This is a genomic window from Methylobacterium durans (assembly GCF_003173715.1).
GTDB classification, from domain to species: domain Bacteria; phylum Pseudomonadota; class Alphaproteobacteria; order Rhizobiales; family Beijerinckiaceae; genus Methylobacterium; species Methylobacterium durans.
This window is the reverse complement of the sequence record NZ_CP029550.1, coordinates 3,518,052-3,544,550: the sequence shown is the minus strand read 5'-3', so window position 1 is coordinate 3,544,550 and position 26,499 is coordinate 3,518,052. Positions and strand designations below refer to the sequence as shown.

Here is a 26,499-nt window from a genome sequence, read left to right as displayed (position 1 = left end):
GCGTGCGGGCGTGGATGGGGCGACCTCACCCAGGTAGAGCCGCCGTCAGCCCGCAAGCCCCTGGGCACTATCTGCCGCGGTCACGATGCAGGCAGAGAGCAGGGAGCCAACCACGGGGGCAGCTCGGATCCTGTGTGCCCGAAACGGCACTCCGGCCACATTCCCACCCACGCTAATCGCCGCGCCATTGTCGGCCCTTGCCCTCAGCCGCATAATGCTCGCCGGCATTTTTCCATGCTTGCTGCGCAGAGGACCTGATCTTTCGATGCGGAAAGCGATTGTGGCCCTGAGCATTCTCTTTGCTGTGGCTGCACAGGCTCAAACCGCGAAGATCGTCGGTCACGGAGCTTCGACCTGCGCCGATTTCAACCAAGAAATACAAGGCAACCCTGCTCTTGAACGAGAGTTTTTCGCTTGGGCACAAGGCTTCATGAGCGGAGCGCTCATGCGCGCACCACAGGGGGTGGATGAGGACATCGATCTCCTGCCAGACGCGTTGCCTGCTGCAGAACAGATGAAGTTTGTTCAGGAAATGTGCCTGAGGAATACAGGCCAGGATTACATGGATGCCGTTCGGGCCTTGTACCACCAACTTCGCGACTTGAGGAAGTGATGCTGATTTTTCGGCGCCCCCATGCTTTCAAACTACGGGCGCACAGCGGCACCTCTCCTTTAACGCGCCAGCCGCGCGACCCGCTGGCCCTCTGGGAGAGTTGCCCCCGCGCGCGAGGACCAGAGGTTTGCGCCGCGGGCTGATGGCGTGCGCCCTTATCGGGCTGAGCACCATCGGATCTGCCCAGATCGCTAAGGCCGCGTCCGACGATGATGACGACTCGGTTCCGAAGACCGAGAAGTCGGGCGAGCTCGAGCAGCCAACGATCAGCGGCCCACTGAGGGCGGACCCGAACCCGGCGTCCTTTATGGCTGGGCCACTCGGAAAAATTAATGTGTCGGGCGTCGTGACGGGGTATGGATTGCTGCAGAGCAATCCATACCCGGATGACCGCACGGGGCGGGTCGATTTTAGCAATCTGCAGATGATCGTGCAGAAGGCAGATGGTCCGGTCCAATTCTACATTCAGACCGGCATCTATTCTATCCCCGCCCTGGGTGTTCCAAACTCTAGCGCGATTGACACGACGTCACAGACTTACGGGTTTGTTCCGCTCGCCTACGCGAAGGTCAAGCTCAGCGATGAGTTCTCGCTTCAGGGTGGGCAAATGCCATCCCTGTTCAGCGGGGAGAGAACCTTCACTTTCCAGAACATGAATGTGGAGCAGGGACTGCTCTTCAATCAAGCTAACAACATCAACAAGGGTCTGCAGATCGCCTACAGCAAAGACTCTACTGTTATCACGACATCGCTGAATGATGGCTTCTATTCGGATAGGCTGACTTGGCTCATTGGATCCGTCGTCTACAAATTCGATGACGCGAACCGTGTCAGTTTTAGCGCGGGAGCCAATCTTGATCGCTCCTCGCATGAGTCGGTCGCCACTCCGCTGCTACAGAACAACAGCAGCATCTACAATATCACTTATGGTTATAAATCTGGACCATGGATCATATCGCCGTACGTCCAGTTTACACATGTGCCCCGTGATTTTACGCTCGGAATAAATGAGAGCGCGTCGACCTACGGCGGCGCTTTGCTGGCAAGCTACTCCTTTACATCTCAGATCTCGCTCGCGGGCCGGGTTGAGTACATCGCCCAATCCGGCAAGAAAAGCACGGGTGAGACAAGCCTGCTTTATGGACCGGGCAGCAAAGCATTTTCCGCCACAATCACTCCGACGTTTCAGGTGGACAGGTATTATGTACGTCCCGAATATTCTTACGTCAAAGCGGTGAATGCGACTTCTGGCCTCGCATTCGGGAAGAACGGCGACAAGAAACACCAGAGTCGCTTCGTTGTCGAAACGGGGATCTTATTTTAGTGCGTCGATCGCGCCTGCCTGTACGAAGTGGGCTGAACGGTTTGCGGGCTTGAACCGGTAGCTCAAATATCTGCGGTGAGTATTGAGATCAACGCATTGCCGTGCTTCGTCACGGGATTTACCTCTACCCAATGTTCAATTCGGGCGATGATCTGCGAACCATCGTGGTTACAGATTGTCTGCTTGATAGCATCGCGTTTTAGTCCAAGATCGCGCTCAAGGAGGTCGTGGACGATTCCGAGATTTTGATCCGTATCTATAGTAAAGCCGAAGGACTGGTGTGGCTTGTAGAACAACACCCGGTCACCCGGCCGCAAGAAGTGCTTGATATCCTCGAAGCTGTGAACCGTTTCCTGGTCGAGCATCTTGTCAGCTCCGCGTGATTCGGATCGGCTAAGCTTGATACCCCGAGATCGTTTGCCGTCAACAGACCAGGGCCATCGCGGCGCGAGAGGCCCCCATCAGGGAGATCATACGGGAAGGCCTTCGGTCTCGGTCGGGACGACTCTGTGGCTCGCCCGGTATCTCGGCACCTCTCCGGAGCTCTGAATGGGCCTGCCGGCGACGTATGACCTAGAGATGGCGCGGGATGTAGCTGCGCCGTTGATCGAGAAGCAGGTTCAACCGCGAGCCGCGTGACGGGCGAGGTCGAGACGCAGGCCTCTTTCAGTCCCACCAGCGGTACAGCTCCATCCTCATCCTGCTACGAGCAGGAAGGATCGATCGGACGTTCCGAGCACCGCGTTGGCGATGTCGCCGAATGCGACGGGCTCACCCGGGCGGCAGGGTGTGCCCATGATGATGAGGCTGTGATCCCCCGTGCGAACCTCTAGCAGGGAGCGTCTTTTACAGCCCGGTTCGTTCGCCCCACCACCGATCCTGGTGCCATGCTGAGCCGCCTCGATGCCTCCGGCAGATGGCGGCTGCGCACATCCAAAAGGGCTCTCCGATCTTGGTTTTGCTGCAATCACGAGCAGAATTGAGGCTTGCCCGGAGCAGACCCGATGCGCGTCCCGTTCTACCTCCTCACCCTTCTCGCACTCGCCAAGCCGGCCTGGGCTGAGCCACAGGCGGTCCATCTGCAGCCACATGCGCCCACATCTGTTCAACGAACCGGAGAACCCAGCAACATCCGTGGCGAGATCGCAGACGTTTACGCGCGAGCTTCAACTCGCCAGCTAGATTTCGATCGGAGAACGGATAACCAGAGCCGGAAAGCACTCACTTCAGTCTGCAGCGATTGCAAAGAGCGCAAAACACGCAATCAAACAAAATCGAGTCTGCCAAATAATACGCGAAATGAGGTTGACGCGGACGCGATCTATTCAGGAGAGGGTTTTGATCCTGCGCAGGCTCGCATCGATTGATTATGAATATTAAATCCTACTTCTACGAGCTGGGGCGGAGAAATATGGTCTTTATTCACGCATTGGAGACTGGATCTTTAGACATTTTCGGCATATTGACTAAGGAAGAGCCGACAACCGCATGATTAACATCACAAGCTCTGCCTGCCGGCGGGTATGAGTCTTGGCAAATATGGATCCCAATTGAGCGCGGATAGTTGCTACGCTCAGACCCTGTGCTTCGGCGGCCTCCGCGGTTGTTGCGCCCGCCGCCAGCAAGGCTGCCAGCCTTCCTTCAGCTGGCGTAAGGCCGAACACCCGCTCTAAGGCTGCACGGTTTGCAGTTGGAGCCCCCTCCAAATCGACCAGAACTAAGAGCGTATGTGGCCCGCCATCACCTTCCTGCGGCAATGGCGCTGCATGCATGATCAGTGGTCGCCCTCCTTCACGTTCGACTAAAATCCAATTTTCATTATCAAATTGAACACGGGTTTTTCCCAAGCCGAGAAGTTTCTTGACGAAGTCCCTCCCGCCCCCGGCTATGTCGGCAGATTGAAACTCCGTGAGACCAAATCCTGCTTGTAGGATGCGCCGGGCGCTGTCGTTGATGAACAGCACCTCCCCTAACGTATCGAGGATCATTCCGCCACATCCGATGCGATCCAGCACTTTGAGTAGTGGCATGCCAATGAGCACCCGCTCACCCATCTTCGGCTCGATAGTCTAGTGTGTTTGAAAAATGTGCAATCCCCCCCGGATGAAAGGAGGGCCGGAATCGTGCACTGACCTGCGGGCCGTGACGGGATGCTCGCGCTAACTCGCGCGAATGCATCGGCTCCGCAGCCGAAGTTCCTCTCCGAAGCAACGTCCGCGAAGTTGCTGAATGCGGCGTCAACAGACCTGAAGCCCGATCCACCGGCTGATGTAGATACTTCCGTGCTCTCAAAAGCGTTCCGACTGAAGGTGGTTCAGGGCAGCGAGATGGCGTATCAATCGACCCGCAGGCTTTGGCGCGCGGGCGGGAGTTTTCGGCTTCAGCAGGATCATGACCCGACCGCCGCGGTAAGTTTGCAACACCCCTGGCGCGTCGCTCTGGTTGACGATCGCATCGGCTTCGGGACTGCGCCGCGCACATGATCCGGTCAAGCAGGTTGAAAGTCCCACACGCCTTCGAACGAGCATCTCCCGCAACCGCATCCCGTGGCCGCAAGCTCCCTGCGCGTGCGGGTGTGGCAGCAGAGTCGCTCCCTTGCACTGCCTTAAGTCCGTAGTTCATTTGAATGATGCAACGGGTAGCAGATCTGATAGGAAGTCTGGCGGCCAAGCGTTGACTACAGAACGCCAATGTTAGTCAATGGATTGACCTCAAGAAAATTGCCTTGCATAAGCAGAGAAATTCTGCGCGGAGCACAGTAGTGGCAAAATCTGCGAGCAAGTCAATCGGACCGGCGACTGCGGACGATCGAGGTCAGAACATCCCTGCTTCAACATCAAAAAAAGTCCGGTGGGACGACTCGCATATGGCAACATCGTTTGCCAATGTTGTAAATGTCCTGAGTACGAATGAGGAATTTTCGCTGCTCTTCGGGACAAATCAGACTTGGAATCTCATCGAAGCCGAAGAGCTAACCGTTGAACTCGAGAACCGGATCATGCTGACGCCACACGCGGCGAAGCGCCTGTCCGCCCTTCTCACCGCGCGTATCGCTGAGTTCGAACAGCGCTGCGGTAAGATCAACATCTGAAGGCTTGGTCGGGCGAGGCGATGTTGCTCGAGTCCAAGGATCAGGCGGCGGAAGAAGGCCAGCCGGGCTCTTCCCAGCCCATTCCGCAGAGTGCGATCCGTCTTGCTCTCAACGATAGCGTCAGTGATGAGGAGTTTCTCTCCTCATGGCTCCGCCTGCTCGTCGAGGAGGTGGGTGGCGGTGCCGTGGCAGCCGTTCTTCTCAAGGATGGGGCTGATCTGCGCTGCACGTTCTCCAGCGCGTTAAGTGATCGGGACACTGCGTCGCTTGAAGCCGTTGGCAGGAGATGTGCCGCTGAGATCAAAGCCGTAATCCGGCGCTTCGACGAAGGAGCACCGCAATCTGGTCGCGTCGGGATCGCCACGCCCATCCTGCACGCGAGCGAACTGGTCGCGGTCGCGGTGATCCTACAGGGGGACCGTGGCCGCGGAGACGCGCTTCGCACTCTGCGGACGGTGCAGATCTCCTCGGGATGGCTGCGCGCCAGACTGCTCACTCGGAAAGAGGCTCTCCCGCGGGCGGCCCGGTGGCGCCTGCTGCGGGACCTCAGCACCCGCCTGTTGCAGCAGAACGGCCTAGACGGGGCCACGCAGGTTTTGGCGACGGATCTCGCGGCTAGCTTCGGTTATGAACGCGTTAGCGTTCATCTCAGGGAAGGCCTCAACGTAAGGCTGCGGGCAGTCTCTGGCGCGGGTGAGTTCGACCGCAGGCTCGGTGTCGTCAAGAAGCTTCAGGCGGCTGCCGAGGAAGCCATTCTGCAGAAGGCCGTTATCCATTACCCAGATGTTGAAGGAGGAGCTTTTCTCGTCACGCGCGCACACGCGGACGTCGTTCGGCTGCAGGGCGGAACGCTCTGCACGACCCCGATCCTTTTCCGAGGCGAACCGCTCGGTGCCATCGTGTGCGAGAGCGCCTCACCCGAGGGAACGCCGCACTCGGTTGTGGAAACCTTGGCAGAACTTGCCGGCTCGCTGGGAGCCATCCTTCACTTCTTTCAGGAGCGCAACGCCCCGCTTCCACAACGCGCCCGGCGCTGGCTTGTCACAGCAGTCTCGCAACTCTTCGGACCCGCCGCTCTCAAGCTCAAGCTGGCCACTCTGTGCCTGGTCACGCTCTTCGCCGGCGCCTGCCTGCTCCGTGATGAGTACCGCATCACCGCCAACGCGAGAGTTGATGGGCAAGAATTGGCGACCCTTGCGGCCCCTTTCGACGGCTTCATCCTCGCCGAGTTCGGCCGGCCCGGAACCGTGATCGCCGGCGGAGCGGTCCTCGCCAAGCTCGACGACCGGGACATGAGGTTGGAGAGGCTGCGCCAGGCCGCCACACGCCGCCAGAAGACGGCAGAGCTCGACCGGGCGACCGCGGAGAACCGGCTGTCCGACGCGAACGTGATCGAGGCTCAGATCGCTCAGACCGACGCGGAGCTCGCCTACCTCGACGCGATGATCGGGCGCGCTGAGATCAAAAGTCCCTACCGTGGCCTCATCATCTCGGGCGACCTTTCCCAGGCTGTCGGCACGCCGGTCAAACGCGGTGACCCTCTGTTCCAGGTCGCGCAGGCCGACTCGTTCCGCATCACGCTCGATGTCAACGAAGATCTCGTCGATCGCACGCGTGCAGGCCAAACGGGCGACCTCCTCCTCGCCTCACTTCCCGATGCCACCTTTCCGATCACCGTGACGACGATCACACCGATCACCGAGGCCAAGGAGGGTCAGGCCGTGTTCCGGGTCGAGGCCCGCCTGACGCGGTCCGATCCGCGCCTCCGCCACGGCATGGAGGGCATCGCGCGGCTCAGCGCGGGGCAGCAGCGGCTGATCTGGATCTGGAGCCACCGGCTCGTCGGATGGCTGAAGCTCAAGGCTTGGCCTTACCTGCCTTGGTCGGGCAGCGCGCATGGCGATTGATGATCAAGTTTGGCACCGGGTGAAGCACTTTCGTCCGCGGTTGCCGCACACCATGAGCCTGACACCGCGCCACTTCCGCGGCCGTCTCTCGTACGTGCTGCATCAGGAGCTCACGAACCAGTTTCTGCGCCTCTCCCCGCGCGCGCACCGGCTGGCTGGGCTGATGGACGGGCAGAGGACCGTCGAGCAGCTTCTCCTCGCGGGTGACAACGTCGAGCGTGCAACGCGTCAGGAGATGATTCACCTGCTCACGCAGCTCGCGACCGCGGGGGCGCTGGCCGGCAACGTCCCGCCGGATCTCGCGCAGCTCACCGCTCAGGCCAGCGAGAAGCGGTGGGCACGGCGATTTCAGAAACTGACGTCACCGCTGTTTGTCAAAGTTCCGCTCGTTGACCCGGACGCTCTTCTCACGCGTGCCTCCTCGCTCGCGCGATGGCTCTTCCAACCGCTCGCCGGCATTCTGTGGGCCATCTGGGTCGTCTTCAGCCTGCTGCAGATCGCCAAGCATTGGATAGGGCTGAGCTCCGACATCGTGGATCACATCTTCTCCGCCGAGAACATGGTGCTGGTCCTGCTCACGATACCTTTGGTCAAGCTTGTGCACGAGTTCGGGCACGCACTCGCTGTCAAAGCGTGGGGCGGAGAGGTGCATGAACTCGGCGTGATGTTCATGATCTTCGTACCCATGCCGTATGTGGACGCGACAAACTCTCTTCGTTTTCCGAGCAAATGGCAGCGCACGATCGTCGGCGCTGCCGGGATCATGGCGGAGTTCATCCTGGCGGGCCTCGCGCTCCAGATCTGGCTCGCCGTCGGCCCCGGACTGGTCCGGGCGCTGGCGTTTAACATCTTGGTCATCTGCACGGTCTCGACGCTGCTGTTCAACGGCAATCCGCTTCTGAAATACGATGCCTATTACATCTTGAGTGACATCATCGAGATCCCCAACCTCGCCCAGAGAGCCAGCCAACAGTGGCTTCGTTGGTTGCGGGGTTGGATTTCCGGCGAGACTGCGCCCGGCCCTCGCGCGCCCGTCGGCGAGCGGGTCTGGTGCGCGCTCTACGCACCGGCCTCCCTGCTCTACCGCGTGGTGCTGTCGATTGGCATCGCGCTGGTTCTCGCGAAGAAATACTTCGGCCTTGGAGTGCTGCTGGCGCTCTGGTCGGTCGTGACATCGCTGCTCCTCCCGACGGGGCGCGCGCTCGCTTTCGTGCTGCGCGATCCGGCGACCGGATCATTTCGGCGCGCCGGAGTGGTGCGCGGGGCGCTCATCCTGGGCGCCCTGCTGGTCCTCCTCTTCCTGGTGGAGATCCCCAACCGGACCCTGACGCAGGGCGTTCTCAAGCCGGGATCGGGCTCGGAGATCATCGCTGAAGTGGATGGCTTCGTGGAGCGGTTGCTCGTCTCGCAGGGCGAGACCGTGCTGCGCGGCGAGCCACTTCTGGTCTTCACGAACGATATCGTCCAGCACGACCGGCGGCTGCGGACCGCCGAACTGGAAGCGTTGAAGCACCGAAGGACAGCGGCTCTCGCGAAGAGCTTGGTCGACGCGGCGATCGTCGAGCACGAGATCGGCTATGCCAGCGAGAAGCTGGCGCTGGCTTCGGTTAAGGTCGAGCAGCTCGCCGTACGCAGCCCGGCGGTCGGCGTCGTCGAGCTGCGCTCGCCCGCCACCCTGTTCGGGCGCTACGTGCCCCGTGGTGAGCTTCTCGGATACGTCCTCACTGAAGCGACCACCGTTCGGGCCCTGCTCGCCGAGGAGGATGTCGATCTCGCTCGGTCGTCGACGCAGCGCGTTTTGATCAGGATCGGGAACGACGGCGAGGAGCGGCTCCTGCCCGCCCGCCTCGGGCGCATCGTGCCGGCCGGCGCGCGAGAACTGCCCAGTGCCGTTCTGGGCACGAGCGGTGGCGGCAACACGGCCTCGGATCCAACCCGAGCGGATGGCCGCCGAGCCCTGACAACGTTCTTCGAGGCCGAAGTCATCCTGGAGAAGCCTTTGGCCCCGGGTCTGATCGGCCGGCGGGTCGACGTCCTCCTGGACCACGGCTGGGCCACCCCCGCCTGGCATCTCGCGCGCGCTGTCAAGCTTCTCTTCCTCAAGGAGCTGAAGGCGTGAGCACGGGCGCTTCCGTCCCGGTTGGTGCGCGCGACAGACCGCGCTCGCGTGCCGTCATCCCCGGTGGCGCCGGCGAGGCGCCGAGCTCCTCTCGCTGGGCCGCCGCCCTGGCCCGCGTGCCTCTGCGGAGGCTCTCTCAGATCGACGGACGCTCCTTTCGACAGATGCGAGAATTGGCCGGCGCGGCGCACCGCGACGCCGAGACATACCAGTCGGTATCCGACGTGCAGTTGCGCGCCGAGGCCTACCATCAGCGGGTTCTCTGGCGCCTCGGGACGGCGGACAACGCCTGTCTCGTCAAGACCCACGCGCTGATTGCCGAAGCGAGCCGCCGGACACTCGGGCTCGTGCCGCATGTCGAGCAGCACCTGAGCGGGATCGCCATGGCCCGCGGCGCCGTCGTGGAGATGCAGACGGGCGAGGGCAAGACCCTGACGGCCGCGTTCCCGGCCGTTCTCGCGGCGTTTCGCGGCTACCCGGTGCACGTCGTGACGTCGAACGACTATCTGGCAACCCGCGACGGGGACGCGCTCGCTCCGCTCTACGCGTCCCTCGGCCTGACAACGGGATCCATCAGCGAGGGTTCGGAGCCGTCGGCGCGCCGTGCCGCCTACGCGGCGGACGTCACCTACGTGAGCAACAAGGAGCTCGCCTTCGACTTTCTCCGCGATCGGGTCACCCGCCTCCAATCTGAGGCTCAGGAGTTCGAGACCAGTGCCGACATCCTGATCCCACGCCTCGGGCAGTGCATCGTCGACGAGGCGGACAGCGTGCTCGTCGACGAGGCGCGCACCCCGCTCATCCTGTCGGAAGGACAGGGCCAGCTTGATCTCGCCGAGGGACCGCTCGAGGCGATCCTGGAGATCGCGCGCGGCCTGCGCGAGGGCGGGCATTTCCGCCGCCTTGCGGCCGATCAGCTCATCCTGACGCCTGCCGCTTACGAGCAGAGTGACCCCGTTCTGCTCCAGCTCGACCCGCTGCTGCGCAACGCGCGGCTCCGCCGCACCGTCCTGCACCAGGCCCTGATGGCCATTCATGGCCTGCACCTCAATCAGGATTACATTGTGGTCGATGGCAGTATTCAGATCATCGACGAGTACACGGGCCGCAGCATGCCCGATCGCGCCTGGAGCGACTACCTGCAGGCTTTCGTCGAGATCAAAGAGAACTGCCGTCGGACCGGGACGCGCAGCGTCCTGGCGAGCACGACCTACCAGAAGTTCTTCCGGCGCTACGAAAAGCTCTGCGGCATGACGGGAACGGCAGCCGAGGTCTCGCAGGAACTCCACGCCGTGTACGGCCTGCGCAGCTGCCCGATCCCGAGTCATCGGCCGACCCGACGCGCGCGCTATGCGCCCGCGTTCTTCCGCTCCTCGGAGGAGAAGTGGCCCGCGGTGGCGCGACGTGCGACCGAGATGCGGGCGACCGGCCGGCCGGTCCTGATCGGCGTCCGCAGTGTCGAGGCAACGCTCGCGATCAGCCAGAGGCTCGCCGCGCACGATGTGCCTCACCAGGTCCTGAGCGCACTCAACCACGCGGCGGAGGCCGATATCGTGGCACGAGCCGGCGAGGCGGGCGCAGTGACGGTCGCCACGAGCATGGGCGGGCGCGGCACCGACATCCGCCTCTCACCGGCCGCGAAGGCTGCGGGCGGATTGCACGTGATCATCGCGGAGGCCCAGGACGCTCGCAGGATCGAACGACAGCTCGCGGGCCGCTCCGCCCGACAGGGAGATCCAGGCTCGTTCGAGTGCATGCTCGCCTCGGACGAACCGCTGTTGCGCTCGCTCTCCGCACGCTTCCCGTCACAAGGCGTCAACGTGCTCGGATCCTCGGCAGGCCTGTGGTTGCTGCGGTGCGCGCAGCAGCTTGTTGAGCGTCGGCATCGTCAGGCACGCCGCCTGCTCACCACGTACGACGAGCGATACGACCGGATGCTCGCCTTCCTCGGCAAGCCGGACTGAGGTCTCCGCAGCGATCGGCACCGCCCTGAGCGGCGTCGCACGGGCCCGCGGACCGGACGGGGTGAACAGTGCGGCAACACGCACGCATCTCAGGCTTAATCCGTGGCCGCTTTGTCGCAGCCTGTGCAATTCAGTGCTCTTACGCCATTTGAATGATGCGCCGGCCGGAGCCTCCGCTAAAAATCCGTTAAACCAAGAGAGCCGCGCGGGAGCGAAATCTGATTTCGTGGCGGCGATAAGGCGTGAGGGGCATCACGTGTCGATCGATCAGCACCGGGCTAGGACGGAGCGACACTCCTGTTCTGGTTGCGCCACCTCCTGGGTGTTCGGAAGACCCTCCGAATATTGGGCGGTTGACATGCACACCGCGGCGACCGGCGCGCAATCCGGTTAAAGCGGCGCACGCACGCAGCGTCTTCACCAAAAACCATTGGATTGCTGGCTTTCTGGGGGAATGCCGGAATGAGACCCTTTCTGGTCTGGGCTGCCCTTCTGCTCGGCCTGTGCCCGGCCCTGGCCGGACCTGAGAAGGCCTGCCTGCTCACGCCGAAGACAACCGTCGAGCTCGGCGCCGCCAGCGACGGTCTCCTCGACGCGATGCTGGTCGAGCGGGGAGAGATCATCAAGGCTGGCCAGACCGTCGCGCGGATCCGATCCTGGCTTGAGGAAGCCGCCCTCGTCTCCGCCGAGGCGCGCGCCGGCTTCGACGGCACGGTTGAGAAGCGCCGCGCCGAACTCGACGCATTGCAAGATAAGCTCGATCGCAAGAAGGGGCTCGCCGAGAAAGGCGTGATGGCTGCCGAGGCCTACGCGGATCTGCTGGTGCAGACCCGTGTGGCGGAGCAGGCCCTGCGGGAGGCTCGCTTCGACCGCACCTTCGCCGCGCTGGAGGCCCGGCGCGCCGGCGAGGCCGTACGCAACAAGCTCGTCGTCAGTCCAGTCGACGGGGTCGTCCTGCAGAAGCTGCGCTCGGCCGGCGAGTTCATCTCGGCGCAAGCTCCCGCCGTGCTGCGGGTCGCTCAGCTCGATCCCCTCCACGTCGAGGTGGCCATGCCCCTTGAGGCGTTCGGAACGATCGCCCTCGGCACGCCCGTCCTTGTCCGCGTCGAGGCGCTCCCGCTCGAACACCTCTCGGCGAAGGTCGTCATCATCGACCCTGCGATCGACGCGGCGAGCAAGACGTTCGGGGTGCGGCTCGAGCTGCCCAATCCCGGCAACCGCATCCCGTCGGGCCTACGCTGTCAGATCGACTGGCAGCCGAACTCCTAGCCGCGCCCGCTCTCCCCAACGAACAGCGCATCCGGGCTGCCGAGGGCAGCACCAGGGAACCACCTCATGCGGTCTGCTCTCGACGCCCTCCTGTCCCAGACCTCGTCGACCGCTCTGCTCAAGCGACTGACGAGCCGGGTCTCGCAGCGGAGCGCGCGGGCGCGCACCGCCGATCTCCCCGACCAGGAGGAGATCGAGATCGAGGCCATTGAGCCGCGCATCCTCCTCTCCGCCGACAGTCTCACCGGGAGCGAGTCTGCGGCTCTCCTGACAGGCCTGGCCGCGTTCCGGGATCTCAGCGCCCGGCTCGACCAGTCGAGCGCCCTGACCCATCAACTACCGATCGCCGGTCAGTCGCTCGCACAGCTCTCGCCGTTCCAAAACATCGTCGCCGACGACCTGCTCCGACCCGCATCCACCTACCTCAACGACACGAGCCTGACCCACTCGCTCGGCGGGCTCGCGCAAGCCCTGCAGGCGAGCCCGGACGTCGCCGGCTCCGTGACCACAAGCTCCAGCCCGGGCGAGGACCTCGTCACGCTCTCCCTGCAGCGCGCAACCACCGCGCAGACCCAGCTGTCGCTCGGACCAGCCGGCGCGAGCCTCGCCTTGAGTCTCGCCGGAACCCTGCCGCTCAGCGCGAGCGCGACCCTGTCGCTCACCTTCGGCCTCAACACCCAGACCGGCGAGTTCTTCATCCGGCCGGCGAGTCTCTCTGCGGAGGCTCACGTCGATGCGCATGATCTCAACGTCGGCGGCAGCTTCGGATTCGTCGACGTCACGGCCGCGGGCGCGGCGGCGAGCCTCGACGCGGCAGTGCACCTGCAGATCGGCGATGCCGGAAGCACGGGCGAGATCAAGCCGGCGAGCTTCACGGATCTCGCGCAGGGGGCGGCCGCGGCCGCGACCCTCTCGGGCGCTGCCAACCTGCACCTGCCGCTCACGAGCTCACTTCTGAGCGCGTCGCAGACGCTCGACCTGCATTGGGCCGGCGTCACGGGCGTCGAGCAGCCGACCGACAATCTGGCGGCCCTGCCGACCTATCAGGCCCTCAGCCAACTCAAGGCCTCCGACGTCGCGAGGTTTTTGGGCGAGACCGCGCAGTGGCTCGGCTCCCTGAACACCGGCAACCTCCTCGGCGGTGACCTGCCGATCTTCGGGAGCAGCCTCGGTAGCCTGACGGATGTGGGCGGAACTTTGCGCAAGCTGTTCGTCGAGCAGGTCGGATCCTACAACACGGTCGAGGGGCTCGTTTCCGCACTCGGCCAGGTTCCCGGACTCTCGAACGTCGGCGCAACGCTCTCGCCCTCCGCCAAGCCGGGCGTGCAGGAGCTCACGCTCACGGCCGATTACGCGGTGCAGAGAACCGGTGCGACCGCCCTGCACTGGGCCGACACCGATCTGCTCAATCTCGGTCTCGACGTCAGCACCGCCGAGACCAACCTGACGGCCGGGGGCGGATCCGCATCGGGGTGGTGCTCGATCCGGCGGGGCTCAGCTTCTTCATTCCGATCTCGAATTCGGACCCGGTGATCACCGCATCGGCCCTGGTGTCCGAGATCGATGCGGCGGCGCATATCGGGGTTCTCGACGCCGCGGTGTCGCACGGATCGGCCCAGGCCACCGCCTCGCTTACCCTGGCGAGCCCGGATGGGAGTGGCCGGATCACCGAGGCCCAACTCCTCGGCGCGATCACCAAGCCCGGTGATTACGCGCGGCTGAGCGGCTCCGCGAGCGTGACGCTGCCCTTGAGTTCGACCACGCTGAACGCGTCGCGGGTGCTGACGGCGAGCTGGTCGGATCTGGCGCAGCCGCAAGCGGTCTCGCTCAACCTGCCCGAGCTCGGCGATTTCGCGAAGTTCGGCTCGCTGTCGATGGAGGGCCTGCTCAAGGCTCTCCAGGCACTGCCGCAAGCTCTGCAGGGCCTGTTCGGTGCGGATGGGCTCGGCACGAGCCTGCCGCTCTTCGGCCGGGCCCTGCCGGATCTGGCGGGCTTGAGGGATCAGCTGAGCGCGGCCTTCTCGGGCCTTACCGACGGTCTCGCCACGCTGCCCGATGTCCTGGGTGCCCTCGCCAAGGTCGGCGTTCTCGGACCAGTCCAGGTCAGCGGCAACGACGTGCGCTTTGACCTGACGCTCAATCACGCGATCGACCAAGACCAAGCCTTCGCGCTCGACGAAGCGCTCGGCCCACTCTCACTCACCGCCGGCGGCACAGTGCGGGTGACCGGACGGGTGAGCACGAACCTCCACCTCGGCCTCTCGCTCGACCCTACCAAGGCCGATGATCAGCGCCTCTACCTCATCGCGGACGGCTCGAGCCTGATCGACGTCGCGCTCCAGGCAGCGACCAGCGCTCCCCTGGTGGCGACGGCCACGCTCGGCGTCGTGCGCGTCGGCGTTCAGGGAGGCACCTTGAGCCTCGGGGGACGCATCAATTCGGGTAACGGAACGAGTGTTGATCCAAACCAGCCGGCCCAGGTGCGGCTCACGTTGAAGTCGCCCAACAACAGCGGCCGGGTCACCCTGTGGGATCTTGTGCAGACGCCGAGCGCGGTCTTCACCCTCGCGACGAGCGGCGCGGCCAACGTGAATTTGCCCCTGCAGGGCTTCGGCAGCGGCGCGTCCCCGACTCCGGTGTCGTTGACCTGGTCCCTCGACGATCTGACGCAGGCGCCAGGGACGCAGTTCGACAGCGCCGCTCTCGCCAAGCTTGTGCCCGATCTCTCGAGCCTCGTCAGCACGAGCACGCTGTCGGCCGCCGCGCAGAAGGGATTGGAGGCCCTGCAGACGCAGTGGTTCTCGAGCCTTTGGGCCACGCTCCAGGCGAACCCGGTCCTGCACAGCGAGCTGCCACTGATCCACCAGTCGCTGGCCGATCTCCTCAATCTGAGCGACCCGCAGAGCGGCACCTTCCAGGAGCTGAGTGCGGCGATCTTCACCGCCATCCGCAATCCGGCCAACTCTCAGGACTCGTTCCTCGATCGCCTCCAGACCAACCTCGACGGGGTGCAGGGCCTCCGCGCGGTCGTCGACGCGGCCAAGACCTTCAGCGGCTTGGTCTCGGGCCAGGATCGGGCAGCGCAGAGCCAGCTCGGGCTCAATGCCACGAGCGACGTCGACATCTACAACCTGTCGATCGACGTCTCAAAAACGCTGGCGCAAGTCGGGCTGTCGCTGACAGAAGCCGACAGCCCCCTCGCGGCCACCCTCCAGCTCGCCGCCAGCGCCACGGCCGGGCTGAAGCTCGACCTGACGCTCGGGTTCAACCACGACCCCAGCCTGTCCTTCGAGCAGGCGACGCTTCTTCGCGTGAACGATCTCGCGGTCTCATTCCACCTCGGTCAGGTGCAGACCGCGAAGGCGACCGTGTCGGGCCCGCTTCCCGTCGACGGTCACCTCGCCGATGATCTCCGGTTCGCCGTGACGGCGAATGGCGCGCCGAGCTTCACCGTCGAAGTGAGGGCCTCGAGTTCGACGCAGAACACCTCCGCCCTCGATCTCGTCGGCGAAGTGAACGCGGCGCTTCAACCCCTCAATGCCAGCCTGAACAAAGCTGTTCCGGGCTCCGGCACCATCCTGGCCTCTCTCGACGCCAGTGGCCAGATGGTGCTGCAGATCATCGGCGCGCAGCCCACCCTGGTCGTGACGAGCGAGGCGCAGAGTTACGCGCGCGCAACGCTCGGGTTCGCGCCGAGCGCGACCGCGCAAGCGGTCAACCTGACGGCCAATATCGGCCTCCTCGACGCGGCAGCGACCGTGCAGAAGGCCGCCTACGACTTGAGCCTTGACGTGGCGGTCGGATCGGGCGGCCTGCAGAGCCTCGATCAGCTCCTCGGCACGAACTCGGGCCGCTTGATCACGGTCTCCGTGACGGACTCGCACCTCGATCTCGCGCTCAGCCTGCATGGGCAGATTCAGGGGCTCGATCAGGGCGAGGCCACGCTGTCGGTCACGGGCGATCCGCTGAGCCCGTCCTCGCTCGCCGTGGCGCTGACCGGCGAGCGCGCCCTCGACTTTGAGCGCTTCGCCGATCTGTCCGCCAATCAGCTCGTCGGCGCCCTGAGCCAGCTCGCGCAGTGGCTCGTCAAGGTGAGCGGCTCGGACGCCCTGAGCCAGAAGCTGCCGCTGACCTCGCTCACGGTCGGTCAGGTTCTGCAATTCGGAAGCAAGTTCGGTCAGGACATCAGCGGACACCTCCTCGAAGGGCAGACAGGGGGCGCCACCTTCGCGTCGTTGTCAGCCCTCAAACAGGCGCTGATCGCTCTGGCGAACAACCCGGGCGATCAAAATCCAGTCACGCTGAGCTATGATCAGGCCCGCGATCGGCTCGTGATCGGCTTGAGCCTTCACCAGGATCTCGGTGCCGTTCAGGCCGGGTTCGAGTACGCGGGCGCGATCGGGGGATTGTCGAGCCTCGGCGCCTCGGCGACCGGCAGTCTCTCGGTCAGCGCGTCGGACACGCTCAGCCTGACGCTCGGTGTCGACCTCGCGACCGTCGGCGCCTCGCTCGTCGGCAACCGGGCGGCGCCGAGCGATGGCCAGCTGAAGAGCGGGCGGGACGCGGCGTTCACGCTCATCGTCAACGGCAAGCAGGTGCCGGTGCGCCTGCCGGTTGCGGCCACGAGCTCCAACACCAGCACGGCCGATCTCGCGGCCGATCTCGGTGTGGCGGTCGCGAATGCCCTGCGGGCTGCCGGGCTCGACCCGTCCCTGCTCGTCGTCTCGGCGAGCTACACCGCGGTCGGGCCGGTCCTGCGGATCGATCAGGCGGCCGGCTCGCACGTGCCGCTGAGCCTGCTCACGGATTCCCTCGACCCGACCGTGACCGATCTGGGATTTGCTGCGGCGACCGGACGGGAGTTGATCTCGCTCACCCCCTCCGCGCAACCCCTGCCGGAGACGGGGCGCCTCGCAGGCGACCTCGTCTTCAACCTGTCGGCCAACGGCCTGTCGCCCCACACGATCCGGATCGCGCAGGCCGAAACGGCCGCCAATGGCTCCGCCTCTGATCTCGTTAAACAGGTGAACGCCGCCCTCGAGAGCCTGAACGTCGATCTCGACAAGGCGGGTTCGAGCCGCGTCCTCGCAAGCCTCGATTCGAGCGGCCGCCTGGTGCTCCGCGTCAGTGGCGTCCGCCCGGTCCTCACGCTCACGACGGACGCACAAGGCTACGCCCACACCGCCCTCGCCTTCTCCATGAGCGCCGAAAAGCGCGGCGGCACCGCTCTGCAAGAGGGGACCACGCCGGCTCTGAGTCGCATCTCGATCGAGGAGCTGAGCGTCGCCGCGCAGGTCGCGATCAGCGGCGCGCTTAACGGATCGGCGCAGTTCCAGCTCGTTCAGCTCGGAATCGCGAACGGGCAAGCCCAGGCGGACGCCACCCTCCACATCGGGCTCAGCCCGGGCAGCCATTCGCTCGGCGACCTCCTGAAACAGGGCACGAGCCTCGGCTCGGTGCTGACGCCCCTGCAACTCGACGGCGACGCGCACCTGTCGCTTCCGGTCAGCGTCTCGGGCCCGCTCGCCGGCGCGCTGAACCTGCCGGCGAACGCGACGATCACGGCCGAGGCGGCGTTCGCGCTCGCGGCGCAAGGCCCTCTCAGCATCGCCTGGACGCCAGATTTCTCGCGAGCCGGCAATCTCCTCGATTTCAGCAGCCTCAGCGCGGACGCGATCAAGAATGGTCTGATCGGCCTCGCGCAGCAGATCGAAGCTCTCTTCAGCGGGGGCGCGTTCACGCACAGCCTTCCGGGCGTCAACCTGAGCTTGGAGAGCCTGACGCATCTCGGGAGCAGCCTCGCAGCCTCGATCAAGGCGCTCGGACAGACGATCGGGGACGGCCTGAACACCCTGAAGACGTCGCTCACCGAGTTTGAGGCCCAGCTCGCCAAGCAGGTGCAGGCGATCCTCCAGAAGGGCCTGTCGGCGAGCGGCGAAATTGCACCGAACGTGACCGTTACGGCGACGCTCGATCAAGGCGGCACCAACCTGCAATTTGCCGTCGAGATCACGCCGAGCTTCGCCGCGACCCAGTTGCCCCTCAACCTGGACCTGACGGCGCTGAGTCTCGCGAACGCGATCCCGGGCGTGGGCAACCTCCTGGATTTGTCGGGCCAGGGCGACCTCACGTTCACGCCGACCGCGAAGCTCCACCTCGGCTTCGGCTTCAACCTCGCGGATGATCGCGCCTACCTCGACGGATCCACGAAGTTCGAACTCGGCGCGCGGATCGACAGCGGGGCGGGCCTCAACGTCACGCTGGCGCTCGGGCCGATCGCCTTCGCCGTCAAGAACGGTTCGGCGACCCTCACCAATCAGGCGGGGACGGACGCTGCAGCCATCAGCGTCACGATGCTCGACGCAGGGAGGAAGTATTACCTCTCCGATCTCGCCGCACTGTCGAACGCTTTCCAAATCAACATCGACGGCGTCGCGAAAGTCGTTCTACCCGTCTACTACAACGACGCTCTCCAAGACACGCTCACCGTCAGCGCCGACATCGCGAAGCTGTTCTCAGGCTTGGCGAATGCGGCGAGCATAACGCAGAGCGACCCAAACTTCAGCTTCGGCTCGATCTTCGATTCGGGCGATATCCTGAGCAGTCTCACGACGAACCTCGATGGCCTGCTCGCCGCGCTGCAGAGGACGCTCTCGGGCCGCTTGGCCGATGTTCGCCTGCCCATCATCGGGACGAACCTCGCGGGCGTGGCCGATTTCATCGGCAAGCTGCGCGTCATCAAGGACGCCCTCACGGCCGAAACCCTTCTGTCCACGCTCGCGGCGCTGCCGGGTGCGGCGACCGACGCTCAGGGGGAGCCGAAGGTCACCCTCCGCTACGCGGTCGAGGGTGACACAGCCGAGGGTGACACAGCGCTGCGGACCTTCGATCCCAACAACGCCGAGGGCAAGACCTTCGCCCAGACGATCGCCGGTCAGAAACTCGCCAACATCAAAATCGACCTTCATCTCGGCAATACGGAGCACTATACATCCGGCGTCGGCTTCGATCTTGGCCTGCCGGGTCTTCAGCTCGGGATCACCGACGGCAGCAGCCTCGACACGGCCGTGGCCTGGGCCCTCAACCTCTCCTTCGGCGCCGACCGGTCGGGCTTCTACGTCGACACCAGCACGGCCGATGAACTCGCCCTCTCGGTCTCGGTCGCGCCCTCCGCCGACTTCCAGGCGTTCGGCGAGATCGGCATCCTTCAGGCGCTCATCACCAATCATATCGATCAACAGGATCCCACGCGGCGCACAGCCCTGACCGGAGCCCTCGCGATCGATCTCGTGGGCTCTCAGGCCGACAGCATCGGGACCGTTCTCGGCAATCTCTCGCAGGCGTCCCTCAGGGCGGACCTGCAAGTCGCGGCGGACCTCGACCTCAACCTCGGCGTCAATTTCAAGAAGGATGCCGCCGGTCACTATACGGGCACCAGCGATTTCCCCTCGCTGCACGGCGAACTCGTCCTCGACCCGTGGCACGTCCTGCAGGTCGGTTCCCTACCGAGCGCCGCCGAAGCGGCCCCGAACGTCGCGCTGCGCGATTTCACGTTCGAGTTCGGGGATTTCGTCACCAATATCCTGAAGCCCGCGGTCGACAAGCTCGATGCGGTCATCGAACCGATCATGCCCGTGATCGATGTTCTGACGACGCGCGTTCCCGGCATCTCGGACGTGCTCGGGCACGATGTCACGGTCCTCGACCTCGCGGCGCAACTGGGTGCCGTCAGCCCGGGCGCGGCGCAGTTCATCGACAACATCGCCACCCTCGGCCATCTGATCCACGCGATCGACTCGATGGGCGGACTGGGGATCAAGATCGGCGATCTCAACTTCGGCAGTCTGGATCTACGCAACGCGGGCGCGCAAACCTCAACGGCCCTCGACTGGGGCATTCAGGGACCCACCACATCGATCGATGACCAGATCAGCGAAGGTGCCTCGGACCTCGAGCACGCATCCGAGGCTTCGGGCTTCTCCTTCCCGGTTCTGCAGAATCCCGCGAGCCTGTTCGGATTGCTGTTCGGGAAGGACGTCGATCTTATCAAGTATCAGAGTCCGGTTCTCTCGGCAAATCTTGACTACTCGATGACCTTCGGCCCGTTCGTGGTGGTGGTGGTGCCGGTCTTCTTCGAGCTGGGTGCGTATCTCAACGCGAGCGCGCAGATCGATCTCGGCTTCGACACGCACGGGATGATCCCTGACGCTGGCGGCCACTATAATATCCTCAACGGCCTCTACATCGACAATACTGTTCCGCAACTCCAGTTCTCGGGTGGCGTCTACGGCAAGGGCTATGCCGGTTTCGACATCACGCCCTTCGGTGCGCTGGCGGGTGGCCTGCAGGTCGGCCTCGATTTCACCGCCAACATGACGTTGGCCGATCCGACGCCCGAAGACCACAAGGTCCGTGGCTCGGATCTCGAGTACGCGATCACGAACGGCGGCGATTTCGGTCCGTTCAACACGAGCGGCATCGTCGAGGCCTATCTCGACGTGTTCTACAAGGCAGGCTTCTACCTGCCGCACTACTCGTTCCCGGCCTCAGTCAGCTGGAGCTTTGTCGGGATCAACGAGCGGCACCGCGTCCTGACGGAGGTGCTCGCGGACCTCTCGCAGAACCACAGCACGCCGCAACTCGCCACGCTCGGCGAGGACGGCGTTCTGCGGCTCAACATCGGTTCGCGGGCGGACCACCGCGGGGGGTCGGACGCGATCGCGCAGGCGGTCGACGAGGACTACACTATCCGCTCCCTCGGCGACGGCGTTGTGCAGGTCAGCGCGTTCGGACTGACGCAGAGATACGGAGGTCCCAAGAAGGATGGCAGCGCCCCCATCTACGTCAATTCGATCTGGGGGGACGCGGGGCCGGCAACGACCGCATCGTGGTCGAGGGAGCGCTCAGGCGCCACGACGGCGGTGACATGGAGGTCGAGCTCTACGGCGGCTCGGGGAACGACGTTCTGCAGGGCGGCAGCGGCAAGAGCACCCTCGTCGGCGGCAGCGGCAACGATCTTCTGACCGGCGGCAGCGGCGCGAACATCATCTACGGCAACGGCGCCGACACGGCCGCGGATTTCGCGCAGAAGACCCTCACCCTGGGCAACGGCGAGGAGACCGACCAGATCCAGGGCGGAGCGGGCCCGGACCTCATCTACGGGTCTGCCGGCGGCGGCCGAATCGTGGGCGGCGACGGGAACGACGTCATCTATGCGGGCCCGGGCGACAAGGCGGTTTACGGCGGAGCCGGCGACGACATTATCCACGGTGGTGCCGGCAAACAGATCCTCTACGGCGAGGCGGGCGATGACCGCCTCTACGCGGGCGGCGGCAACAACCTCCTGGTCGGGGGCGCCGGCTCGGACGTCGTCGTGGCTGGCGGGGATGCGGTGCGCAGCCTGTCCGCCGATCTGATCGAGACCTACGATGCGGTCGCAACACAGCTCTACGGCACCCCCGCCAGCCGGTCGGGGATCACGGCGGGCACCAACTTCATCTTCGGGGCCGACCTCAACGGCAGCCTCGTCAAGGTGAACGACCTCACGGTCGCGTTCCAGAGCGCGATTGCCGGGACGAAGGATGCGGCCGACGCCCTGCTCGGTGCGGGCACCGCGCCGGCCAATAGCAGCGACCACGACTTGATCTTCGGCGGCAGCGGGCGCGACTACGTCCTCCTCGAGGCCGGGCACAATCTCGCTCATGGCGGCGGCGGTGCCGACACGCTCGTCGCGGGGAGCGACGGCGATCAGCTCTGGGGCGAGGCGGGCGATGACATCATCCTCGGGGGCCTGGGCGACGACGTCATCTTCGGCGGTGACGGCAGTGACGTCATCCAGGGCGGGGCCGGGAACGACACCCTCGCGGGTGAGGCGGGGGCAGACACGATCAACGGTGGCGAGGGCATCGACACGATCGACGGCGGCGAGGGCGACGACGTCCTTCACGGCGGAGCCGGCGCCGACCTGATGCGGGGCGGGACCGGTGCCGACACCGTCTCGGGCGATGCGGGCGACGACACCCTCTACGGCGGCGACGGAGACGACGTCGTCAGCGGCGGTGTCGGCGACGACACGCTCTACGGCGACGCCGGCGACGACCGTCTCTACGGCGGTGCGGGTCGGGACAGGATCGACACCGGGTCGGGTGACGACGCTGCCTACGGACAGGAGGACAACGATGTCCTCTACGCGGGCTCGGGCCGCGTCACCCTCGCGGGGGGGGCAGGCGACGACGTCCTCTACGGCGGGTCCGGGATCGACCTCCTCGTCGGCGATTCAGGGCGTGACACGATTCATGGCGGTGGGGCCGGCTCGACGCTCGACGGCGGCGACGATAGCGACATCCTGCTCGGCGGTTCGGCGCAGGGCGAGACCTTCTACGGCGGCGCCGGCGATGATCTGATCGTCGGCACGGGCGGCGACGACATCATCGAAGGTGGCGCCGGCAATGACACCGTATTCTCGGGCGACGGCGACGACGTCGTCCGGGGCGGCGCGGGCGACGACACCATCCATATCGGCTCGGGGACCAGCACCGTGTTCGGCGGGGCGGGGCGCGATACGATCTACGCAGGCTCCGGCCATGACCTCATCTACGGGTCGGCACCGGACACGCTCGCCACCGACACCGCGCCCGACATCGTCTACGGCGGCGCGGGCAGCCACACCATCTTCGGCTCAGCGGGCGACGATCACCTCGAGGGCGGAGCCGGAACGAGCGAGATCCACGGTGGCGGCGGCAACGACCTCATCCTCGGCAACGGCGTCGGCGATCAGCTGTTCGGTGAGGAGGGCGATGACCTGCTCATCGCCTCGAACCGCGGCAGCAGCGTGCTCGCGGGTGGCGCCGGCAACGACCGCCTGATCAGCCAGGACGGCGCCGATCAGCTCTCGGGCGAGGCGGGCAACGACGTCATCGTGGGTGGGGCGGGCGCCGACACCCTCGCGGGCGGGGCCGGCAGCGACACGCTGGTCGGCGGGCTGGGGGCGGACACGATCTACGCCAACACGGCGTCCGATCGCGGCAGCGCGGGCGATTCCGATCTCATCTACGGCGATCTCGGCACCGGCGGCAGCACCGGCGCAGCGGACACGATCGTGGGCGGCGCGGGCGCCGACCGCATCTACGGCGAGGCGGGCGCCAACAGCATCGACCCCGGGACCTCACCCTACACACTCGTCGCCGCCGGGGGCAGCGCCGGCGCCGTGGAAGGCGCCGGGGGCGTGGGCCTGCCGCAGGTGCGCGCCGTCGATCCGGCTTCCGTCGCGAGCCTGCCCCAGGACGTCAGCCCGACCGGCCTCTGGGCGGCTTGGGCGGGGGCCGGCCAGCAGCTCGGCTCGATCCCGAGCACGCCGGTGCTCGCCGCGGACGCGGCCGGGACCCTCTACGCGGCCTGGATCGACAGCGGCAGCGGCTCGGACCGCGTCTACGCCGCCAAGTTCCAGAGCGGCCGCTGGAGCGAGCTCGGCGCCAGCGCGCACGGGGCCGGCCTGTCCGGCGTCACGGGCTCGGCCGCGGGGGTGTCCCTCGTCCTCGGCACGGACGGACAGCCGATCGTGGCCTGGATCCAGGCAAGCGCCGGATCGAAGAGCGTGCAGGCGGCCGCCTTCGACGGCGCGGGCAGCTGGCACGCCCTCGGCACGTCCCTGACCGCCGCGGGGATCAGCGGCACCGGCGCGATCGACGCCCTGACGCTCGTCGCGACGAGTTCCGGGCCGCTCGCGGTCTGGCGCGGCGAGAGTGGCGGGATTGAGCACCTCTACGCGCGCCGGTTTACGGGCACGAGCTGGGTCGAGCTGGTCGCGGGCTCGGCGACCGGGACCGGGCTGACCGGCACCGATTCGGTCGCCGACTTCGCGGTGACCGCCTCAGGCGCACAGGTGGCGCTCGCCTACGTGGCGCAGGGCGCGCCCGCCGCGATCAGAACGCTCCTCGTCGGATCCGGCGTCCAGACCCTGGCCTCCGTGACGAGCGCGCACGCGGTGCACGCCCCCACCCTGGCCTACGCGGGCGGGACGCTGCTCCTGGCCTACAGTGCCGATCTCAACCCGGAGGGCGACGGGCGCGGTCTGCGGGCCGCGGCCTACGCGAACGGGGCCTGGAGCGATCTCGGCACGCTGGAGTCGAGCCTCACCGTGGCAGCCCCGCAGCTCGCCGCGCAGGGCGGCAGCGCCGTTCTCACCTGGCAGGCCGAGGGCGGCCAAGATCAGTCGATCCTCCTCCAGACCGCGATCTGGAACGGGACCGGCTTCGTGCGGGGCACGCTCCCCGCCGCGACCGCTCCGGCCCTGCTCGACGGCTTATCCGCGACGGTTGGGGCCGATGGGCGCGTGTATCTCGGCTGGTCGGATGTCTCGGCCGGCCCGAGCCTGCACATCATCGGTAACGACCTTGCCGCACGCCCGACCTATCAGGTCGCGAGCGCGGGCGAACTCCAGGCCCTTCTGTCGGGCGGCAGCCTGACGGCGGGCAGCGTGATCTACGTGGCGCCCGGCTCGTACGCGGCCCCGATCACCGTCGCGGCCGCCGCGTCGGGCGTGACCATCATCGGCAGTCCCGGGGCGGTGTTCACCGGCGCCTGGACCATCGGCGCGGTCAGCGGTCTCACCCTGCAGAACCTGAACCTCGCTGCGGTGACGATCAGCGGTGCCGATCATCTCAGCCTGCGCGACAGCGCGGTCGGGGGCGGGCTGACGATCGCTGAGGCGTCCGCCCTGCTGCTCACCGGCAACACGATCACGAACGCTTCGGGCACGGCGATGCAGATCGTCTCGGCCTCGGACGGCACGATCAGCCACAACCGGATCTCGGGGCTGTCGGCCTCGACATCGCGGCAGCGTTCTCGGGGGCGATCCGCGCGAACACGCTCACCGGCTCGGGCCTCGGCCTGCGCTACGGCGCGGCCGCGAGCGTCGGCGACAACGAGATCTTCGGGAACACGACCGGGGTGCGGGTCATGGTCAGCGACCCGGCCGCCGCCCTCGGGGCTCAGGCCGGGACGCAGCCGAACCGCATCCACGACAACGCCCTCGGCGTGGATCTGCACGGCCTCATGCTGAACCAGAGCGTCACCGACAACGGGGTCGGCGTCTCGGGCGCCGGGACGCTCGGGGGCGTGAGCCTCGGGCAAGCGAACGAGATCCTGCGCAACGGCGTCGGTGTCCAGGCCTTCACGGGCGCGATCCAGTACAACCGCATCGGCTACAACGGCACCGGTGTCGCGGCGACGGCCGATCAGCCCGTCATCGGCAATTTGATCTACAAGAACACGCAGGTCGGCCTCGAGATCTCCGGTGTGTCGGGCGTGCGCGCGGCCGCCAACACGATCTACGCGCCCGAGGGTGACGCCGTGCGCGTCGAGAGCGGCGCCCGCGACGCCGAGATCCTGTCGAGCCTTCTCTGGGTGGGCACAGGCTACGACCTCTACGTCGCCGACGACAGCCAGATTGGGTTCTTCAGCGACTACAACACCCTGCACGCGGAGGCGGGTGGCCGTCTCGTGCACTGGGCGAAGGACTACACCGACATCCTCGACTGGCAGGTGGATCTCGCTCGGTTCGACCTGCACTCGGTCGGCCGCACGGCGATCAATCCCGAGCTCAGCGCAGCCCCCTTCGTCGACCGCGGGCAGGACGATTACCAGCTCGTCGGCCTGGTCGCGGGCCAGCGCACCAGCAATCTCAGCCTCGACGCGGGCAGTCCCTTCGCCCTGCGCGACACGGCGCAGAGCGCCGGCAATCTCCTCGCCAATCCGCGGTTCGACAGCGGCCTGTCGGGCTGGGTGGTCAGCGGCGGGGCGAGCGCGGTGACGACGAGCAGCCCGACGGTGCCGTCCTACCTGCAGGCGGCGCAGCTGCCCTCGAGCTTCGCCCGCCAGCAGATCGACCTGATCGCGGCCGGCCTCACGGCCGATCAGATCGACCGCATGGGCGGCGGCCAGCCGCTGCAGCTCCTCTTCGGCGGCCGCATCGCGTCGGACGGAACCGGTCAGGGCTCGCTCAATCTGAGTTTCTACGATCAGGGCGGCGCACTTCTGGCCACGCGCACCGTGGTGGCCGATGAGGCGGCCGGCCGCTGGCAGCTCGTGGGCGACCGGCTCGACATCCCGACCGGCGCGCGCACCGCTATCCTGACCTTCGAGGCGGATACCGCGAACGGCACCTTTACCAACAGCTTCGGCCTCACCGGGCCTTCGTGAGCGTCGTCTCGCA

16 protein-coding genes (1 of these 16 cut by a window edge) are annotated in these 26,499 nt (G+C 65.8%); 14 read left to right on the top strand and 2 right to left on the bottom strand.

What is annotated here, in order from left to right; translation table 11 throughout:
- Positions 1 to 280: 280 nt before the first annotated feature.
- Together DK389_RS16245 and DK389_RS16240 are read left to right on the top strand one after the other, a co-directional pair.
- Entirely contained in the window at positions 281 to 613 is a 333-nt protein-coding gene (locus DK389_RS16245; protein ID WP_236960094.1) for a hypothetical protein, read from the top strand.
- Positions 614 to 740: 127 nt separating this feature from the next.
- Entirely contained in the window at positions 741 to 1,937 is a 1,197-nt protein-coding gene (locus DK389_RS16240; protein ID WP_236960092.1) for an outer membrane beta-barrel protein, read from the top strand.
- A 62-nt stretch (positions 1,938 to 1,999) separates the two neighbouring features.
- Here the strand turns inward: DK389_RS16240 and DK389_RS16235 are convergent, their stop codons facing one another.
- Positions 2,000 to 2,302, bottom strand: coding sequence for a hypothetical protein (locus DK389_RS16235; protein WP_109891093.1), 303 nt, complete (start codon positions 2,300 to 2,302; stop codon positions 2,000 to 2,002).
- A 639-nt stretch (positions 2,303 to 2,941) separates the two neighbouring features.
- Here DK389_RS16235 and DK389_RS32495 point away from each other — a divergent pair.
- Positions 2,942 to 3,304 carry a hypothetical protein gene (locus DK389_RS32495; RefSeq protein WP_162560686.1) on the top strand — a complete coding sequence of 121 codons (363 nt, stop codon included), beginning with the start codon at positions 2,942 to 2,944 and terminating at the stop codon, positions 3,302 to 3,304.
- Positions 3,305 to 3,403: 99 nt separating this feature from the next.
- Here the strand turns inward: DK389_RS32495 and DK389_RS16230 are convergent, their stop codons facing one another.
- Positions 3,404 to 3,991: a PAS domain-containing protein gene (locus tag DK389_RS16230; RefSeq protein ID WP_236960090.1), complete on the bottom strand. Its 588-nt coding sequence runs from the start codon at positions 3,989 to 3,991 to the stop codon at positions 3,404 to 3,406.
- Between the two features lie 96 nt (positions 3,992 to 4,087).
- Between DK389_RS16230 and DK389_RS32490 the strand changes: the two genes are divergently transcribed.
- The 11 genes from DK389_RS32490 to DK389_RS16140 form a co-directional block, all read left to right on the top strand.
- On the top strand, positions 4,088 to 4,420 hold the full coding sequence (locus DK389_RS32490; protein ID WP_162560685.1) for a hypothetical protein: 333 nt from the start codon (positions 4,088 to 4,090) through the stop codon (positions 4,418 to 4,420).
- Between the two features lie 278 nt (positions 4,421 to 4,698).
- Positions 4,699 to 5,028: a DUF3467 domain-containing protein gene (locus DK389_RS16225; RefSeq protein ID WP_210206666.1), complete on the top strand. Its 330-nt coding sequence runs from the start codon at positions 4,699 to 4,701 to the stop codon at positions 5,026 to 5,028.
- Between the two features lie 20 nt (positions 5,029 to 5,048).
- Positions 5,049 to 6,935 carry a GAF domain-containing protein gene (locus tag DK389_RS16220; RefSeq protein WP_109891089.1) on the top strand — a complete coding sequence of 629 codons (1,887 nt, stop codon included), beginning with the start codon at positions 5,049 to 5,051 and terminating at the stop codon, positions 6,933 to 6,935.
- Entirely contained in the window at positions 6,925 to 9,054 is a 2,130-nt protein-coding gene (locus tag DK389_RS16215) for a site-2 protease family protein (protein ID WP_162560684.1), read from the top strand. Before DK389_RS16220 ends, DK389_RS16215 begins: the two co-directional genes overlap by 11 nt.
- Positions 9,051 to 11,018, top strand: a complete 1,968-nt coding sequence (locus tag DK389_RS16210) for a preprotein translocase subunit SecA (RefSeq protein WP_109891085.1) — start codon at positions 9,051 to 9,053, stop codon at positions 11,016 to 11,018. The genes DK389_RS16215 and DK389_RS16210 overlap by 4 nt, the downstream gene beginning before the upstream one ends.
- Before the next feature lie 462 nt (positions 11,019 to 11,480).
- Entirely contained in the window at positions 11,481 to 12,287 is an 807-nt protein-coding gene (locus DK389_RS16205; protein WP_109891083.1) for an efflux RND transporter periplasmic adaptor subunit, read from the top strand.
- A 66-nt stretch (positions 12,288 to 12,353) separates the two neighbouring features.
- The gene (locus tag DK389_RS16200) at positions 12,354 to 13,820 is read left to right on the top strand and encodes an LEPR-XLL domain-containing protein (RefSeq protein ID WP_109891081.1); all 1,467 of its coding nucleotides are present in this window, start codon (positions 12,354 to 12,356) and stop codon (positions 13,818 to 13,820) included.
- A complete protein-coding gene (locus tag DK389_RS16195) occupies positions 13,760 to 21,310 on the top strand; it encodes a hypothetical protein (RefSeq protein WP_109891079.1) in 7,551 nt (2,516 codons plus the stop codon). Before DK389_RS16200 ends, DK389_RS16195 begins: the two co-directional genes overlap by 61 nt.
- Positions 21,214 to 25,347: a hypothetical protein gene (locus DK389_RS32485; protein WP_162560682.1), complete on the top strand. Its 4,134-nt coding sequence runs from the start codon at positions 21,214 to 21,216 to the stop codon at positions 25,345 to 25,347. Before DK389_RS16195 ends, DK389_RS32485 begins: the two co-directional genes overlap by 97 nt.
- A complete protein-coding gene (locus DK389_RS16145) occupies positions 25,245 to 26,486 on the top strand; it encodes a hypothetical protein (protein ID WP_109891077.1) in 1,242 nt (413 codons plus the stop codon). Before DK389_RS32485 ends, DK389_RS16145 begins: the two co-directional genes overlap by 103 nt.
- On the top strand, positions 26,483 to 26,499 hold the beginning of the coding sequence (locus DK389_RS16140; RefSeq protein WP_109891075.1) for an Ig-like domain-containing protein. Its footprint extends 14,125 nt past the window's final position; only the first 17 of its 14,142 coding nucleotides appear in the window; it begins with the start codon at positions 26,483 to 26,485; the stop codon falls past the right edge of the window. Before DK389_RS16145 ends, DK389_RS16140 begins: the two co-directional genes overlap by 4 nt.

What these genes read in the sequence shown, in the direction of transcription:
- DK389_RS16235 (WP_109891093.1), bottom strand. Translation starts at nt 2,302, where the DNA reads ATGCTCGACCAGGAAACGGTTCACAGCTTCGAGGATATCAAGCACTTC.
- DK389_RS32495 (WP_162560686.1), top strand. Translation starts at nt 2,942, where the DNA reads ATGCGCGTCCCGTTCTACCTCCTCACCCTTCTCGCACTCGCCAAGCCG.
- DK389_RS16230 (WP_236960090.1), bottom strand. Translation starts at nt 3,991, where the DNA reads ATGGGTGAGCGGGTGCTCATTGGCATGCCACTACTCAAAGTGCTGGAT.
- DK389_RS32490 (WP_162560685.1), top strand. Translation starts at nt 4,088, where the DNA reads ATGCTCGCGCTAACTCGCGCGAATGCATCGGCTCCGCAGCCGAAGTTC.
- DK389_RS16220 (WP_109891089.1), top strand. Translation starts at nt 5,049, where the DNA reads ATGTTGCTCGAGTCCAAGGATCAGGCGGCGGAAGAAGGCCAGCCGGGC.
- DK389_RS16215 (WP_162560684.1), top strand. Translation starts at nt 6,925, where the DNA reads ATGGCGATTGATGATCAAGTTTGGCACCGGGTGAAGCACTTTCGTCCG.
- DK389_RS16205 (WP_109891083.1), top strand. Translation starts at nt 11,481, where the DNA reads ATGAGACCCTTTCTGGTCTGGGCTGCCCTTCTGCTCGGCCTGTGCCCG.
- DK389_RS16200 (WP_109891081.1), top strand. Translation starts at nt 12,354, where the DNA reads ATGCGGTCTGCTCTCGACGCCCTCCTGTCCCAGACCTCGTCGACCGCT.
- DK389_RS32485 (WP_162560682.1), top strand. Translation starts at nt 21,214, where the DNA reads ATGGAGGTCGAGCTCTACGGCGGCTCGGGGAACGACGTTCTGCAGGGC.
- DK389_RS16145 (WP_109891077.1), top strand. Translation starts at nt 25,245, where the DNA reads ATGGTCAGCGACCCGGCCGCCGCCCTCGGGGCTCAGGCCGGGACGCAG.